Below are 16302 nucleotides of genomic sequence, written 5' to 3'. Positions count from 1 at the left end.
TGTAAGATCAGGGCCGTCGACAATAATCCATCAGGGGGAAGATAAATGGATGCTATTGATCGCAAATTGATCGACATCCTGCAGGAAGACGCATCGCTGTCCTATTCGGTTTTGGGGACCAAGGTGGGATTGTCGGTTTCTGCGGTGAATGATCGGGTGCGCAAACTGCGCGAACAGGGGGTCATTCAGGCCTATCGCATTGCGGTTGATCCGCAGGCAATCGGTCGCGCACTGACCGCCATGGTCTGGCTTCGCACCGACCCGGCCAAGGGCAACAAGAAACTGGTCAAATCGCTGATCAAGGCCGACGAGGTACTTGAATGTCATCACATGACTGGACGGTTTGATTTTCTGGTCAAATTGCGTTTGCGCGATACCGCCCATCTCGAAAGCTTTGTTTCCGACACGATCAAGGAAATGCCCGGCGTTGTCGAAGTGCTTCCGGAAATTGCCCTGTCGACGGCAAAGGAAACCATGTTTGTTCCGGCTCAACTGGAAAATGACTGATCGGCTTTCATAATTCGGACGAAATTCGGAACTATCTGCTGTGGTGGCATTTCCGGTCATCATTTCCTAAGTATCTGATGCGATATTGCGATGCGAATTGCCGACTGATCCCGTTCTGACATTCCCGACAGAGGAGCCCCAACATGATTGAATCGATGAATCTGGTAATCCTGATTGCATCGATTCTGGTTGTGGTCGCGGTTTTCACAAGCCTTGTCAGTTTCCGGGTCGGCGCGCCATTGCTGCTGGTGTTTCTGTTTGTCGGCCTTGGTGCCGGTGAAGACGGCATTGGCGGCATCATGTTTGACAATGCGCCGCTGGCCTATTTTATCGGCTCGATCGCGCTTGCCCTGATCCTGTTTGACAGCGGCTTTGAAACCCAGCTTCGAACGCTGAAAATTGCCGCTGCCCCGTCACTGGTGCTGGCCACGATCGGGGTGATGATCACGACCTTTGTGATTGGCGGTGTGACCTGGCTGGTGCTCGATGTGCCCTGGCTGGTGGCATTGCTGTTCGGGGCGATTGTCAGTTCGACGGACGCCGCGGCGGTGTTTTTCCTGTTGCGGGTCGGCGGGATCAATCTGCGTGATCGTACGCGCAGCACGCTGGAAGTTGAATCGGGTTCGAACGACCCGATGGCGGTGTTTCTGACCATTTCGCTGGTCGAACTGATCATTCTGGGCGGTGGCGACAATATCGCTGTTGAATTGCTGCAACGTTTCATCCTGCAAATCGGGCTTGGCACGGTGTTTGGTGTGGCTGGCGGCTATGCGCTGGTTCAGATGATCAACCGTGTCAAACTTGAACCGGGTCTGGTGCCGATCATTACCATGGCCTGTGCGCTGGCCCTGTTTGGTGCGACCAGTATTCTGGGCGGCAGCGGATTTCTTGCCGTTTATGTCGCCGGTCTGTTTGCCGGTAACAGCAAGATGCATATGAGTGTTGGCGTCCGGCGTTTTCAGCATGTCACCACCTGGCTTGCCCAGATCGCGATGTTTGTCACGCTCGGTCTTTTGGCAACACCATCCGAATTCGGGGCGGTGATTGTTCCGGGTGTGATCCTGGCACTGGTGCTGGTCTTTGTCGCGCGGCCGGTCGCGGTGTGGCTGTGCCTGATGTTCTTTAATTTCTCGCGCAATGATACCGCCTTTATTTCGTGGGTCGGTTTGCGCGGGGCGGTGTCGATCCTGCTTGCCATCGTGCCGATGGTCGAAGGCATCCCCGAAGGCCAGCTTCTGTTCAATACCGCCTTCATCGTCGTCATCACGTCGCTTCTGTTGCAGGGCTGGACGATCCGGCGGGTTGCGAAATGGTTGGGCATAATCGTGCCGCCCCGTCACGGGCCGGTCGATCGTATCGATCTGGAACTGCCGGGCAATGCCAATCAGGAAATCGTGGTCTATCGCGTGCACGAAGCCAGTGCGGTTGCCACCGGTCAGCGCATTCCGCGCTGGGCACGGCCCAGCCTGATTTTGCGCGATGGTGCTTCTTTGCGCCCGCATTCGGCCGGTCATATCCAGGCGGGTGATCAGGTCTATATCATCACCCCGCCGCGCCATGTCGAACTGCTTGATCAGCTGTTTGCCGGCCCGGCAGAGGGGGCCAATGACATCGACCTGTTTGGCGATTTCAGCTTCCCGCCCGATACCCATATTGCCGATATCGGCCGTCTGTACGGCTTTGCCGTGGACGAAGACGATGCCGAACTGACGGTGGCCGATATCCTCAAACGCGATCTGTCTGGCGATGTCGAACTGGGCGATCGTGTGCCTTACGGAACGGTTGAGCTGATCGTGCGCCGGACCGATGATGAACATGGCGTGATCGAAGTCGGCCTTGCCGTTGAACAGCAAAAAGCCAAACCCAAACGCCGCATCCCGATCTTCCAGTCACGCGCTGAATTGCTTGAAATCTGGAAAGACTGGCAGAAACGCAAACGCGCGGAAAAGAATGCGGCTTTGACTGCCGGAACCCCGGCCACGGCGTTGCCGACGGATTATCCTGACAGCGATGATGAACTTGCCGGTGATCCGTCAGAAAACCCGGTTACGGATCCGGATCAGGATGCAAATCCCGACCCGGACCGCGCGTCGAGCCCACCCGACCCCTCGGCACCCGATGACAAATCCAGCGACGCTGCGAAAACACCCGCTCCGACGGCGGCAAAAGATGGCGCAGACACATCATCGACGACCAAGGCACCGGGCAAAAAAGCCTGAAACCGGCCATAAATTACCTTGATCGGTCAGGTGCAGGGAATAGACAAACCTGCACCTGCACCTGCACCTGCACCTGCACCTGCACCTGCACCTGAAGTCACCCGTCACGCCCGTTGCCATCGGCGACCGGTCCCGCCGGCAATCCCCTCTGACCGGTAAATCCCCGGCAAATCCCATGCCTCCCACCGATGCTGCCAATCAACGGCCATTCACCATCAATCTCCCTTGCGCGATCACCTCGTCCCCCAACCGAACCCGGACCGCGGCCCAACGGCTAATACGGCAGCCCGGATAAAGCTCCGGCACCAGTCACGGCCAAAACCCCATCACAACACGGCGACAGTACAACGCCGCATCCAACTCCCACAGCCAAACTCCAAGGCTCCTCCATATACAGCCAGCCCCCCCAACCTCGAAACTTAGCCCCAACCCTGCGCCCCACAGCTGACCCCAAACCCAAACCCAGACCCAGAACCAGACCTACACCTGGAACTGGAACGAACCCAACCCGCGCCTCCCCCAACCCACGCCCCATTCAGTTCGCTGCCAAACCTCGATGCCTGATGCATTAGATTGGGCGGATTGGCATTAGCTGGACTAATGCATGGATCAAAAATGCTGGTTTGGTGCGGGGTGGGTTCTGGCTTAAATTGCTGCTTCAATTCTTTTGGAGCACCCCGACCATGTTCGGTCTTTATGCCGCTGTCGTTTTAATCTGGGGATCGACCTGGATCGCCATTCAGTATCAGCTTACCGTTGCGCCGGAAGTCGCCGTGGCCCTGCGTTTTGCGCTGGCGACCGTTATTTTGATGGCCTGGTGTGTGGTGCGTCGTTTGCCGATGCGGTTTGGTATGCGCGATCATTTCTTCATGGCGGCACTCGGGGTGTGCCTGTTTTCGCTGAACTATGTTCTGATCTATGTTGCCAGTGCGCATTTGACATCAGGTCTGCTGGCGGTGGTGTTTTCGACCATCGTGATCATGAACATGGTTAATGGCGTGATCTTTTTCCGCCGTCGTCCCGAAACCCGTACCCTGATCGGGGCGGCGATCGGGCTTTCGGGCATTGCGATGGTATTTGCCGATGATCTTGCGGCATTCGATCTGGCGACCGGGGGCAGCATCGGCCTTCTGGTGTCGCTTGCCGGGAGCTATATCGCATCGCTTGGCAATATGGCCTCGGCGCGCAACCATGAGCGCGGCATTCCGGTGTTGCAGGCCAATGCCTTTGGCATGCTGTATGGCTCGGTTCTGCTGTTTGCCTATATCGGGCTTGCCGGGATTCCGGTGACCTTCGATACCAGCCCAAGCTTTATCGCGGCCCTTGTGTATCTGTCGCTGTTTGGATCGGTGCTGGCATTCGGCTTCTATCTGACCCTTCTGGGCAAGATCGGGCCGGATCGGGCGGCCTATAGTTCGGTGATGTTTCCGGTGGTGGCACTGTTGCTGTCGACCTGGTTTGAGGATTTCCACTGGACCAGCCACGTCATCTGGGGTGTGGGCCTGACTTTGGTGGGCAATGTGGTTATTCTGACCAAACGTGTTCCCAAACCGGCCGCGGCCGTGCTTGAACAGGTTGCCGGTAGTCCGACCGGGCTCAAGCCCTGAGCACTGCGGTCGCGCAACCGCCTGTCAACGGAGATCAGAATGAACAGTGTGGCCTATTTCAAGCGTCTGGCAGATTACAATGCCTGGGCCAACCGGCATGTCTATGATGCCTGTGCCGCCCTGCCGCCTGCCGCACTTGATGCGCCGCGCCGGGCGTTCTTTCCGTCGATCATGCGTACCCTGAACCATCTTCTGGTCGCTGATCGCTTGTGGTTGTCGCGGCTCAGTGGCGCACCGGTTGCCATGGCGCTTGATACCATTCTGTTTGCCGATTTTGATGATTTGCGTGCTGCGCGCATCGCACAGGATCAGGACATTACCGATTTCATCGCAACCCTGACTGACGATGTAATTGCATCGGATCTGACCTATCAGTCGGTCACCGCCGGGGCCTATACCATGCCGCGTGATCTGGTGCTGGGTCATATGTTCAATCATCAGACCCACCATCGCGGACAGGTTTCCAGCATGGTGCTTGAGGCCGGTGGCAAGGCGCTTGAAATCGATCTGATCTATTATGGCCGCGAGCAGCTTTGATGTTCGATCTTCTGGTGCAATATGGCCCGTTTCTGATGGCGGCCTTTTTGCTCAATATCTCGCCGGGGCCTGATATGGCCTATATCGTTGGCCAAACCGCCGTGCATGGCCGCAAGATCGGACTGTTTTCGAGTTTTGGCGTGGTGTCGGGCGCCTTTGTGCATGTCTTGGCTGCGGCTCTTGGTCTATCGGCGATCCTTGCGACGTCGGCCCTTGCCTTTGCCATCGTCAAATGGGTCGGGGTGGCCTATCTGGTGTGGCTGGGCATCGGGGCGTTGCGCGCAAGCTTTGCAGGTAAACCGGGCCGTGATGGGAATGATGACAGTACCCCGGCCATTGCCATTTCCACCAGGCCGATGACGGTCTTTCAGGCATGGCGACAGGGCGTGATGATTGATGTGCTTAACCCCAAGGTCGCGATCTTTTTCATGGCGTTTCTGCCGCAATTTGTTGATCCGCACAGCGGTGATGGCGCGATGCAGTTTCTGGTGCTGGGATCTGTCGTCAATCTGATCGGGCTTGTGGTTGAAAGCAGCCTTGTCCTGATGGTCGCGGCGGCAGCCATTCGGATCAGGGGCCACAGAAAACTTGGCGCATGGTTGCAGCGCGCCCTTGGTGCCATGTTCATTACCCTTGGCGCACGGCTGGCCATCAGCCAGCAATAGTCGGGCCTTGCACCCCGGAAGGCCTCCTTCACCCTCCGTCGTAATCCGGCGCCATCACCACCCTGCGCCCTCACCATCCTGCGCCATCCGGCATCTCGCGGGGCCATGCCGTGCCGTGATTTGTCATGCGCGCGCCCGGTCTGTATTGGCGGGCCGGGCAGGGGACGTATTGGCCTCAGCTATTGGAGGGCGGCACCGGTTACAAGCACCGGCCACATGCATCAGGCACGAGCATCAGTCATGAAGGTCCGGTCACATGCCTGATATGGGATGCTGGCGAAAGACAAGCCAATTCTCCATCCCGGCCCCCCATTCCAGCCACGGCGGCGGATCAATGGTGGCATCTCAATCCTTGGCGGATCTTTTTGCCAGATAGCGCACAAGGGCGCGCGATGCCGGGGCGGCACTGATGCCGTGGGCGACGATGCTGATGCAGATGATCATGGTTCCGGCGGCAAAAAGCGGCATGAATTCGCCCGGATCAATCAGGGTCGCCATGATCAGCATATAGATCACCGAGGCAATCCCGCGCGGCCCGAACCACCCGATATAAAGCTTTTCCCCCGGGCTGTAGGGCGACCCGATCATGCAGATCCACACACAAAGCGGGCGCAGGATCACAAGGCTTGCAACCGAGAATGCCAGCATCTCCCAGGTCCAGCTTTCATACACCGCCGGCACGACAATCATCCCGAACACAAAGAATGTCAGCATGGTCAGAAGTTCTGCCTCTGCCTCGCCGAAGCTTTCGATGGTGTCGCGCACCCGGTCACTGGAAATATTAAGCGACAGCCCCCCGGCAAAGGCCGCGACAAAGCCGTTGCCGCCAAGCTGTTCGGCCAAAAGATAAATCAGGATCGCGGCAAGCACACCCAGCAGCCGTTCAAACCGGTCAACAATCATGTCGCGGGTCACCACATGATTGACGATCTTGCCCAGCACAAACCCGCATCCGATGCCAATCCCGGCACCTGCCGAAATTTCAAGCAACGCTTCCTTGATCCAGCCCTGATGCCCGTTGCTTAGAAGATTGGCTTCAAGCAAAACCGCCGTGGTAAAGACCGGCAAGACCAGCCCGTCATTAAGCCCGCTTTCGATATTGATGCCCTGGCGCACCGGGTCGGGCACGTCCCGATTCTCAAGAACCGGACGGCCAAGGGCGGCATCGGTCGGGCTGACAATCAGTGCAAGAATAAGTGCCGGGATCAGCCGCACACTGTCATCAAGCCCGACAATAAAGCCCCAGGTCGCCAAAATGGTCAGCGGCAAACCAATCAGAAGTAGCCGCAACGCAATGTTCTTGGCCGCCTGTTCCTTGCGATAATTCAGAACCGCAGCATCAAGAAACAGAATGATCGCAAGCGTCATCTCGGCAAAACGGGTGGCGAAATGAAGCCCGCCACTCAGCGCCCGAAGTGGCGCCTCATGCCAGATGCCAAGCGGCAAGGCAATCAGTGCCCCGCTTATAACCATCATCATCGGTGATGAAATATTGCGCCGTTGCAGGCGGCGGGAAAACAGCCCGTAAACCAGCCCCGATCCCAGAAAAAGAATGATCACCCATTCAAACATCGCCCGACCCGACTGGTTGTTTCCCCGACTGGTTGTTTCATCGCAAAAGTGTGCCCGAAAAACCGTGAAATAACAATTGCGCCGACGGATCGGGGTGGGCCGAAGCCAAGGGAGTTAACAGTGGAGCAAACAGTAGAGCCGCCCAGCGATCGGGCAGGGCGGATCGTTGATTGTTTGGCGGGTCGGAAACCGTGTGCGATTACGCCATCGCGCCCTTGATGGTGGCAAGAACATCGGCATGGCAGCGCGCATCACCGCTTGCGACAACATCACCGGCACTGTCGATGCCAAGTTCCTTGCCCGACCAGTCGGTCATCACCCCGCCAGCCCCTTCGACGACCGGCACCAGCGCACAGAAATCATAGGCCTGAAGCCCGCATTCAACCACTGTATCGGCAAGACCAAGCGCGGTCAGCCCATAGGCATAGGCATCAACCCCGTACATCGGAACCCGGCACTGTTTGGAAACCGCCTGATAGGCGGCAAACGTCTTGTCGCGGAAAAGTTCGGGCGCGGTGGTAAAGAAGGTCGCACTTGCCAAGTCTTCGCATTCACGCGCACTGATTTCGGCACCGTTCATGGTGCTGGGCTTGCCCATCACCCCGACCCAGCGTTCATCGGTGATCGCCTGATCGATAATGCCCATCACCGGTTTGCCCCGGTGGCAAAGTGCAATCAGGGTGGCAAAGCTCGGCTTGCCGGAAATGAATGATTTGGTGCCGTCAATCGGATCAAGAACCCAGACATATTCGGCATCGATATTTTCGCGCCCGTGTTCTTCGCCAAGGATGCCGTGATCGGGCAATTCGGCATTCAGGATATCGCGCATGGTGCGTTCGACTTCGCGATCGGCAATGGTGACCGGGCTGTCATCTGCTTTCACGTCGACGGCAACCGGGGTGCGGTAATATTTGCGCACAACCGGGCGGGCCGCATCGGCCAGTTTGTGGGCGATCTCTAAAAAGCGGTCGAGATTTTCCATGAAAGCACATTCCTGAATGAAGTTGGCATCAAAGGGCCTGCCAGAACACCCGATATCGGGCCGGCAAATAACATCTGCCTGCTGGTCCCGGCAAAAACGCGACCACCAAACGCAAACAGGGGACAGTTACCTGTCCCCTGTGAAAAATCAATGTCTGATCAGAAAAATCTGACGACGTCACATCCGCTTACTGCGCAGCAGCTTCACCTTCGGCCGGTGCAGCAGCTTCTTCGGCAGCACCCTGTTCGGTCGCAGCAGCTTCTGCCGGATCGGGCAGCGGCAGCGGATTGTCGGATTTGGTATTAAGCCATGCAATGACAGCAGCACGATCAGATGCCTTTTTCAGGCCGCCGAAGCTCATTTTCGTGCCATCGATGTAATCGCGCGGCTTGTAAAGGAATTCGTTCAGCTCCTCAAAGCCCCAATTGCTGCCATGGTTGGCCATGCCATCGGAATAGGAGAAGTCGCTTTTATGCGCAAAGGCCGCACCAACGATTCCATAAAGGTTCGGGCCGGTCTTGTTCGGGCCGCCTTTTTCGACATCGTGGCAGGATGCGCATTTCTTGAAGACTTTTTCGCCTTCGGCAAGATCAGCCGATGCCAGCATCGCAAGAATCGGTTCCGGGCCGGCCGGCGCAGCCGGTGCTGCTGCGGTCGTGGCACTCGCACCCGCCATCAGATCCTCGGAGAAGGGATAAACCGGTGCTTCCAGTTCATCGGGATGAACCAGTGCGCCACCAATTTTGCCGACAACCACTACCAGAAGTACGGCGCAGATGACTCCGGCGACGATCTTGTTGATTTCCATCGTGTTCATGACGGGACCCCGTTACAGCCTAATCACTCTCAGGTTTCTCATTATAGTCAGTTCATCCATGCGCCCCCCTGGCAATCCTCGTAGTTGAGAAACACACATGTTACCGCAGGCAAAACTGTTCGGTGGGAAACTATACGTTTCAGCGATTTGCATCAACCTTTCTTAAACACCAAGGCGAAAACGGATGCTCTAGAACTTTCGTCTAGTAGCATCTGAAAAACATTTCCGTCTTTCGTAAACTCCCCAAAACCGGCTAATGTCGCGCCGATTCACACCCGTGTTTTGCCATCGCGTTGATCGAACACGCATTGCGCGAGATCAAACACAGGGAATTTATGCCTGACCGGAGTTCCAAAATGTCGACGCCGCGCAATCCAGTTGTTGTAATTCCTGCCCGCATGGCCTCTACCCGCCTGCCCAACAAACCGTTGGCCGATATTTGCGGGGAACCCATGATCGTTCAGGTCTGGCGACGCGCGAACGAGGCCGCGATTGGCCCGGTTCTGGTGGCCTGTGCCGAACAGGAAATTGCCGATGCGGTCGAAGCGGCCGGGGGTATCGCGGTTCTGACCGACCCGGATCTGCCCAGCGGATCGGATCGTGTTCATCAGGCGCTGCAAACTTTCGATCCCGACGGCAAATATGATGCGGTCGTCAATGTGCAGGGCGATCTGCCGACCATTGATGCCGCCGATATCCGCGCCGTGTTTGAACCGCTTAATGATCCGGCGGTCGATATTGCAACGCTGGCTGCTGAAATCACCCGCATTGAAGAACGCACCAACCCCAATGTGGTCAAGGCGGTGGCCGCCTTTGGCAATGGCCGTGTTGCCCGGGCGCTTTATTTCACGCGCGCGACCGCGCCTTATGGTGACGGGCCGCTTTATCATCATATCGGGCTTTATACCTATCGCCGTGCGGCACTGGACCGCTTTGTTGCCCTGCCGCCGGGCGAACTTGAAAGCCGTGAAAAGCTCGAACAGTTGCGTGCGCTTGAAAACGGCATGGTGATTGCGGTGGCGCTGGTGGATGGCGTGCCGCTTGGCGTGGACACGCCCGAAGATCTCGAACGGGCCCGTCAGGTTCTCGGGGCCTGATTTCCAAACATTGGATTGAGTTCGCGCCCCAATTGGGGTTTTCTATCAGGCCGCCTGTTCGGGGCGGTTGATACAAGTCCGTCTAAACTATCAGGAAACAGCCAGATGCCAGCGCAACAAAGGATCGCTTTTCAGGGAATGCACGGTGCCTATTCAGATCAGGCAGCCCGTCGCGCCTTTCCGGGTGCAACGACAGTACCCTACAGGACCTTTGAAGGCGCCTTTAGTGCATTGGAAGAAGGCGAAGTCGAACTGGCGGTGATCCCGATTGATAACACCCTGGCCGGGCGTGTCGCCGATGTGCACCACATCCTGCCGGAATCGGGCGTGCATATTATCGGTGAAACCTTCCTGCGCATTAACCATGCGCTGGTCGCCGTACCGGGCACAAAGATCGAAGACATCAAGGAAATCCACAGCCACGTGCACGCCCTTGGCCAATGTCGCAAACTGCGCAAGGAACTCGGTGTCAATGCGGTGGTCGGTCCCGATACGGCCGGCTGCGCCAAGGAAGTCGCCGATCGCGGCGATAAATCCATTGCCGCGATTGCCCCGGTTCTGGCGGCTGAAATTTACGGCCTTGATGTGCTGCGTACCGAGGTCGAAGACGCCGCCCACAACACCACGCGTTTTATCATTCTCGCCCGGGAGCCGCTTGATATCGCCAATGACGGCACCCCGGTTGTGACCAGTTTCGTCTTCCGGGTGCGCAACGTTGCCGCCGCCCTTTACAAGGCACTGGGCGGTTTTGCCACCAACGGCATCAACATGACCAAGCTTGAAAGCTACATGGTCGAAGGCCACTTCACCGCGACCCAGTTCTTTGCCGAAGTCGAAGCCCATCCCGAACAGCTTGGTCTGCGCCACGCGCTCGAAGAACTGCAATTCTTCTCGCACGAAGTTCGCATTTTGGGCGTTTATCCGGCTCACCCGTTCCGCAAGGAAAATGACCTTCCCGCAGAATGATCATTGGGGCGGTGCGTTTCGTACCCTTGACGTCAGACATGAAAAAAGGGCCGAACGAAATCGTTCGGCCCTTTCTTGTTTAATGTCGTTCAAAGTCGGTTGATCGGGTCGGGATCAATCCCCGGCCTGTTTCAAAAGATCGCCCGAGAACCGATGAATGATCTGGGTCAGCTCGGCCGAACGGTTCGAAAGTTCGGCCGATGCCGATTTCAGTTCGTCGGCATCATCGGTGGTGCTTTGCGCGTTCTTCATGGTTTCATCAACGCTATAGGAAATCTGTTTCACGCCATCCGCACTGCGGTTTGCGTTGCCCGAAATTTCCTGGGTCGCCGCACCCTGTTCTTCGATGGCCGCGGCAATTGCGGTGGATGCACTGCGCACCTGTTCGATGGTTTCCGAAACCCGTGAAATGCCGGTTACGGCACGTTCGGTTCCATCAACAATGGCATTGATCTGGGCGGCAATTTCATCGGTTGCCTTGGCAGTCTGGGTCGCAAGGTTCTTGACCTCGTTTGCCACCACGGCAAAGCCTTTGCCGGCTTCGCCCGCACGGGCCGCCTCGATGGTTGCGTTAAGGGCCAGAAGGTTGGTCTGGCCGGCAATGTCATTGATCAGGCCGATGATTTCCTTGATCTTCTCGACCGTTTCCGACAGGCCGGCAACATCGTTCGATGCGCTTTGGCTTTCATCGGTTGCCCGTTCAACAGTGTGCGACATCTGGGAAATCTGAACGTTGATTTCCGTGATCGAGGATGAAAGTTCTTCGGTCGCGGCCGCAACCGCATCGACATTCTGCGATACTTCACCGGCGGCCGATGCCACCTGCTGGCTTTGACCCAGGATGCCGTCGGCATTGTGGGCCATGCTGATCGCAAGATCGTTGCTGCGCTGGATCGAACGGTCAAGTGCCCCGGCAATGCCGCCAACTTCGCTTTCAAGTTTCTGGGCGATTGACCGGATATTGCTGCGACGTTCTTCTTCGGCTTTCTGCTTCTGAACGGCCGCATCGGATTCAAGTTTCTGTGCCTGTGCGGATTTGTCACGCAATGCCAGAACGCCCTGCGCCATATCGCCGATTTCAACGAAACGCGATTCGACTTCGACCGGGGCATCGTAATTGCCTTCGGCGATTGTGCGGATTGAACTGTTCAAACCGACGATGCTGCGCGTGATTCGCGTGCCGACAACCCAGGACAGGGACCCTGCAATGACAATGGCAATGATCGAAATGACCGCGATATGCTGGATGATCGACATGAATTCCGACTGCACGTCATCCATATAGACACCCGCACCCAGCGCCCAGCCCCATTCCTTGATCGGGCGGACATAGGCGGCCTTTTCAATCAGCTTGTCGCCTTCGCCGGGTTTCTTGGTTTCATAGGTGATGATGCCACCGCCGGCCTTGGCGGTATTGACGATCATGTTGCGGACCTTGCTGTCGGGGTTGCATTTGCCGACATCTTCGGGGCTTAACGGATCAAGCACCATGCAATGGCTGTAATCGGACGCATAGATATAGTTCGCGCCGTCAAACCGATAGGCATTCAGGATTGCCAATGCCGCAGCCTTGGCTTCGTCCTCGCTCATATCGCCGCTTTTGGCTTTGGCGACATAGCTGTTGACGATGGTCACAGCGCCTTCGGTCAGATGGGAAATCTGTTCGAATTTCCCGTTACGAAGGCTGGTTTGGTAATTCAGTGCGACCGTTGCGATGATGGCAAGCAGCACAAGTAAACAAATGGCGGGAATGGAAAATATCCCCGTAACAACCCGGAACCGCATAACTTTCCCCTTACAAGCGATTGTGGCGATTGAATTATTTACCGCAAATCGTAAACGAAACCGTAAATCGCCTTGGTTGAATGTGTCATCTGCGCGTTTTTGCATGGCTGCCCGGCGCAGGCATTTGATTGACTTATGCGCAAGACATCTGTATCACCCGGCTCATTCCTTCGCTTGCAAAGACAGAATGAGCTGTCAGGAACTGTATGAACAAGGCGAGGGCGGTTTCGACGTGATGACGTCGTAACCTCACATCATTTGCCTCTCATGCAGGGTCCGACGCAGTGGCTGCTTTGCCATGCACCGGTCTCGACTGCGTTTGAGCAGGCACCATTGGCGTGAACATGGCGCCGACCGGATAAACGAAGGGCTATCCTTTATGACGAATTTTGATGGGCTCAACCTGATCGAGCCCCTGCTGCGCAATGTTGAAGCTGCTGGTTTCTCCGCGCCGACCGAAATCCAGGCTGCGACGATCCCGGCACTTCTCGAAGGGCGTGACCTTATGGGTATTTCCCATACGGGTGGCGGCAAAACTGCCGCTTTCTGCCTGCCGTTGCTGCAGCGTCTTGCTGAAAACCCGCAGCGTCCGAAACCGGGTCAGCCGCGCGCCGTTATTCTTGCGCCGACCCGCGAACTGGCGACCCAGATCGGCCAGTGCCTGCGTGACTTCAAAAAAGGCATCCGCCTGTTTTCTTCTGTTGTCTATGGCGGCTCGCCGATGGGCCCGCAGATTCAGGAACTGCGCCGTGGCGTTGATATCCTGGTTGCGACCCCGGGTCGTCTGCTTGACCACATGTCGCGCAACACGGTTCGCTTTGACGATGTCGAAGTCTTCATCCTTGATGAAGCCGACCGTATGCTTGACATGGGCTTCTCCGAAGATGTTCTGACCGTTGCCGAACTGCTGCCGAACAACCACCAGACGGTGATGTTCTCGGCAACCATGCCGGCCGAAGTCAAACATCTGACCGACCGTCTGCTCAAAGACCCGGTCAAGGTCGAAACCGCCCCGCAATCAAGCGTGACCGAACGTGTGACCCAGCGTGGCATGTTCGTGAAACGCCATGACAAGATGTCGCTTCTGGTTCAGCTGCTGAACCGTGACGAAGTCGAACGTGTTCTGGTCTTCACCAAAACCAAGGCCGATGCGGACGAGCTGTCGTTCCAGCTGCGCGATGAAGGTGTCGACAGTGACGCGATCCATGGCGACAAACAGCAGCGCATCCGTCAGAAAATCCTGCGCAACTTCCGCAATGGCCGTTTCCCGGTTCTGATTGCGACCGACGTTGCTGCACGTGGTATTGACGTTCCGGGCATCACGCATGTCATCAACTATGACCTGCCGCACGATCCGGAAAGCTATGTCCACCGTATCGGCCGTACCGGTCGTGGTGGCGCCGAAGGTACCGCGATTTCGTTCTGCGAACCGCGTGACATTCGTCTGCTGCGCAACATCGAACGCATCATCAAGCAGGATGTCGATATCGACGAAGATCACGAATTCCATGCTCCGCCCCCGCCGCCGCGTTCCGGTGGTGGTCGAGGTGGCCGTGAAGGCGCTGGTCGTGGCTTTGGTGGTCGCGGTCGTGGCGGCTTTGGCGGCGGTCGCGATGGTGGCCGTGGTCGTGGTTTCGGCGGTGGCCGTGACGGTGGTCGTGGTCGCGGCTTTGGCGGCGGTCGTGATGCCGGTCGCGATGGCGCCCGTGAAGGTGGCCGCGAAGGCGGCTTCCAGGGTGAACGCGCAGCGCGCGGTTTCGGTGGCCGTGATGGCGGTCGTGATGGTGCCCGTGACGGTGGCCGTCGTGATTTTGCCGATCGTCCGCGTCGTGATGACCGCGAATTCCGCAATGATCGCAAACCGCGCTTTGACAATGATGATCGTGCACCGCGCGGTGATCGTGAAGAACGCGGTGGCAATCGCGGTGGCAACTTCCGCCCCCGTGGTGAAGGTCGCGGCGAAGGCGGCAACCGTGACGAACGTCGTTTTGCCGACAAGCCGCGTGGTGATCGCGGTGGCAATTTCCGTGGTCGCGATGGTGGCCGTGATGCCGGTCGTGACGGCGGACGCCGTGATTTCTCTGATCGCCCGCGCCGCTCCGAAGGCCGTGGTGGCAATCAGGGCATGAAGCGTCGTTCGGCCTGATTACAGGCTGATCTCGCACGATCGCATACGGATATAACGTTCCACAGCCCAGCTTCTGCGCTTCGGAACGTCCGGAAATCAAAGAAAAAGTCGGCTGTTAAGGCCGGCTTTTTCGTTTTCGATTCCTGGTTGAAAACAAAAGCTGTAAATTCCAACCCAAACACCTATCCTTTATAGGGGGATGGTCGGCGATTTACGGATGGTTTGCAGTCAGGTTGCAGTCAGGTTGCGATCAGGTTGCAGATGGCTTGATGGCGACTTGACTGAAAACCGGTCTGGTGTGCGGATTTGCTGCCATGGTTTTGATGTTCGATGCCGATTCCCGGACCAAGTTTCGGGCCGGTGATTTGGACCAGTGATTTGAGGCCGTGATACGGGCTCTGGCGCGGTTTGGTGGAACGGATCGGCACGGCGGATGTCTGGCAGGTCAAAATAATCGACCGGCCCCTCGGGAAATTCTGGTGGTGTCTCACCACATATGGGGAATGTCGGCGTGCCATGGCTGAGGTAACAAGGAGTTGGCTCTGCATGAAAAGGATGTTGGTCGTCCTGGCTGCGGCGATGGCCTGTGCATTTGGTGCAGATATCGCATTTGCAGATGAGCGAACCGGGCATTTCAAACGGAATGCTGACGGATCGCGCGATTGCGGCCATCTTCTGGCATCGGGCAATCCGGACTACCCGCCTTATCTATGGCAATCGGCTGATGGACAGCACCTCGAAGGGGCGGCGGCCGACTTTCTCAAACAGGTTGGTGAACTGGCCGGGGTGCGGATCGAAGTCTTGCATGCCGGCAGTTGGGGCCGTGTGCAGCAAAGCATGCGTGACGGCACCCTTGATATGATCGCCGGGGCTTTCCTGACACTGCCGCGGCTCGAATATATGGATTATTTCTATCCGGCGTTTCAGGGGACGCGCACCGTCATCTGGACCCGCGATAATCTTGATCTCAATTATCAACACTGGTCTGATTTGCGCGGGCTCGAAGGCCTGACCGTGATCAATAACAGCTTCGGTCAGGATTTTGATACCTATGCGGCGCAAAATCTCAGCATTACCGAAGTGCCCAGCCTCGAACAGGGCTTGCGCATGCTGTCCTATAATCGCGGTGAATATCTGATTTACGAAGAATTCCCCGGCAAGGCCGTGGCGGCGCGCGAACATATCACCAATATCCGCAGCTACGAGACCCCGGTCAGTACCGAAAATCTCTATCTGACCATGTCGCACCGCTCCGAATGCAATACCGGCGCATTGCGCGGCCGCATCACCCAGGCGATTCTCAAACTGCTGGCCGATGACGCCATGCAAAACATGCTCGAAGCCAGCATCCGCCGCTGGGGCGAAAACACCAATTAACGCAAAGCTAACGGTTGACCTGCGTGCCGGTTCTTCACATGCC

The 16302-nt window shown here is 57.1% G+C and carries 13 protein-coding genes; 9 read left to right on the top strand and 4 right to left on the bottom strand.

What is annotated here, in order from left to right; all coding sequences use genetic code 11:
- Positions 1-45: 45 nt before the first annotated feature.
- From CU041_RS19895 to CU041_RS19875, 5 genes are all read left to right on the top strand, one after another.
- Positions 46-507 (top strand): Lrp/AsnC family transcriptional regulator, encoded by a 462-nt coding sequence (locus CU041_RS19895; RefSeq protein ID WP_101248208.1) that lies wholly within the window; start codon positions 46-48, stop codon positions 505-507.
- Positions 508-650: 143 nt separating this feature from the next.
- Entirely contained in the window at positions 651-2726 is a 2076-nt protein-coding gene (locus CU041_RS19890) for a potassium/proton antiporter (protein ID WP_233433193.1), read from the top strand.
- 683 nt (positions 2727-3409) lie between these two features.
- Positions 3410-4333 (top strand): DMT family transporter, encoded by a 924-nt coding sequence (locus CU041_RS19885; protein ID WP_101248207.1) that lies wholly within the window; start codon positions 3410-3412, stop codon positions 4331-4333.
- Positions 4334-4372: 39 nt separating this feature from the next.
- A complete protein-coding gene (locus CU041_RS19880; protein WP_101248206.1) occupies positions 4373-4870 on the top strand; it encodes a DinB family protein in 498 nt (165 codons plus the stop codon).
- A complete protein-coding gene (locus CU041_RS19875; RefSeq protein ID WP_101248205.1) occupies positions 4870-5535 on the top strand; it encodes a LysE family translocator in 666 nt (221 codons plus the stop codon). The genes CU041_RS19880 and CU041_RS19875 overlap by 1 nt, the downstream gene beginning before the upstream one ends.
- 345 nt (positions 5536-5880) lie before the next feature.
- Here the strand turns inward: CU041_RS19875 and CU041_RS19870 are convergent, their stop codons facing one another.
- From CU041_RS19870 to CU041_RS19860, 3 genes are all read right to left on the bottom strand, one after another.
- Positions 5881-7107 (bottom strand): cation:proton antiporter, encoded by a 1227-nt coding sequence (locus CU041_RS19870; RefSeq protein ID WP_101248204.1) that lies wholly within the window; start codon positions 7105-7107, stop codon positions 5881-5883.
- A gap of 199 nt (positions 7108-7306) precedes the next feature.
- Positions 7307-8089: a histidinol-phosphatase gene (hisN, locus tag CU041_RS19865; RefSeq protein ID WP_101248203.1), complete on the bottom strand. Its 783-nt coding sequence runs from the start codon at positions 8087-8089 to the stop codon at positions 7307-7309.
- Between the two features lie 187 nt (positions 8090-8276).
- Positions 8277-8906: a c-type cytochrome gene (locus CU041_RS19860; protein ID WP_233433192.1), complete on the bottom strand. Its 630-nt coding sequence runs from the start codon at positions 8904-8906 to the stop codon at positions 8277-8279.
- Between the two features lie 356 nt (positions 8907-9262).
- On the opposite strand from CU041_RS19860, the gene CU041_RS19855 reads away from it, so the two are divergent.
- Positions 9263-10003: a 3-deoxy-manno-octulosonate cytidylyltransferase gene (locus tag CU041_RS19855; RefSeq protein WP_101248202.1), complete on the top strand. Its 741-nt coding sequence runs from the start codon at positions 9263-9265 to the stop codon at positions 10001-10003.
- Positions 10004-10108: 105 nt separating this feature from the next.
- Entirely contained in the window at positions 10109-10969 is an 861-nt protein-coding gene (locus CU041_RS19850; RefSeq protein ID WP_101248201.1) for a prephenate dehydratase, read from the top strand.
- 114 nt (positions 10970-11083) lie between these two features.
- Here CU041_RS19850 and CU041_RS19845 read toward each other — a convergent pair whose 3' ends face one another.
- Positions 11084-12754 (bottom strand): methyl-accepting chemotaxis protein, encoded by a 1671-nt coding sequence (locus CU041_RS19845; RefSeq protein WP_101248200.1) that lies wholly within the window; start codon positions 12752-12754, stop codon positions 11084-11086.
- A gap of 379 nt (positions 12755-13133) precedes the next feature.
- On the opposite strand from CU041_RS19845, the gene CU041_RS19840 reads away from it, so the two are divergent.
- Both CU041_RS19840 and CU041_RS19830 read left to right on the top strand, forming a co-directional pair.
- Positions 13134-14900, top strand: coding sequence for a DEAD/DEAH box helicase (locus CU041_RS19840; protein ID WP_101248199.1), 1767 nt, complete (start codon positions 13134-13136; stop codon positions 14898-14900).
- A 528-nt stretch (positions 14901-15428) separates the two neighbouring features.
- On the top strand, positions 15429-16259 hold the full coding sequence (locus tag CU041_RS19830) for a substrate-binding periplasmic protein (protein WP_101248197.1): 831 nt from the start codon (positions 15429-15431) through the stop codon (positions 16257-16259).
- Positions 16260-16302 lie beyond the last annotated feature (43 nt).

The organism is Thalassospira povalilytica, assembly GCF_002844235.1.
GTDB classification, from domain to species: Bacteria; Pseudomonadota; Alphaproteobacteria; order Rhodospirillales; family Thalassospiraceae; genus Thalassospira; species Thalassospira povalilytica.
The sequence above is the reverse complement of the archived record's forward strand: the minus strand, read 5'-3'. Positions and strand labels throughout refer to the sequence as shown.

What these genes read in the sequence shown, in the direction of transcription:
- CU041_RS19895 (WP_101248208.1), top strand. Translation starts at nt 46, where the DNA reads ATGGATGCTATTGATCGCAAATTGATCGACATCCTGCAGGAAGACGCA.
- CU041_RS19890 (WP_233433193.1), top strand. Translation starts at nt 651, where the DNA reads ATGATTGAATCGATGAATCTGGTAATCCTGATTGCATCGATTCTGGTT.
- CU041_RS19885 (WP_101248207.1), top strand. Translation starts at nt 3,410, where the DNA reads ATGTTCGGTCTTTATGCCGCTGTCGTTTTAATCTGGGGATCGACCTGG.
- CU041_RS19880 (WP_101248206.1), top strand. Translation starts at nt 4,373, where the DNA reads ATGAACAGTGTGGCCTATTTCAAGCGTCTGGCAGATTACAATGCCTGG.
- CU041_RS19875 (WP_101248205.1), top strand. Translation starts at nt 4,870, where the DNA reads ATGTTCGATCTTCTGGTGCAATATGGCCCGTTTCTGATGGCGGCCTTT.
- CU041_RS19870 (WP_101248204.1), bottom strand. Translation starts at nt 7,107, where the DNA reads ATGTTTGAATGGGTGATCATTCTTTTTCTGGGATCGGGGCTGGTTTAC.
- hisN (WP_101248203.1), bottom strand. Translation starts at nt 8,089, where the DNA reads ATGGAAAATCTCGACCGCTTTTTAGAGATCGCCCACAAACTGGCCGAT.
- CU041_RS19860 (WP_233433192.1), bottom strand. Translation starts at nt 8,906, where the DNA reads ATGAACACGATGGAAATCAACAAGATCGTCGCCGGAGTCATCTGCGCC.
- CU041_RS19855 (WP_101248202.1), top strand. Translation starts at nt 9,263, where the DNA reads ATGTCGACGCCGCGCAATCCAGTTGTTGTAATTCCTGCCCGCATGGCC.
- CU041_RS19850 (WP_101248201.1), top strand. Translation starts at nt 10,109, where the DNA reads ATGCCAGCGCAACAAAGGATCGCTTTTCAGGGAATGCACGGTGCCTAT.
- CU041_RS19845 (WP_101248200.1), bottom strand. Translation starts at nt 12,754, where the DNA reads ATGCGGTTCCGGGTTGTTACGGGGATATTTTCCATTCCCGCCATTTGT.
- CU041_RS19840 (WP_101248199.1), top strand. Translation starts at nt 13,134, where the DNA reads ATGACGAATTTTGATGGGCTCAACCTGATCGAGCCCCTGCTGCGCAAT.
- CU041_RS19830 (WP_101248197.1), top strand. Translation starts at nt 15,429, where the DNA reads ATGAAAAGGATGTTGGTCGTCCTGGCTGCGGCGATGGCCTGTGCATTT.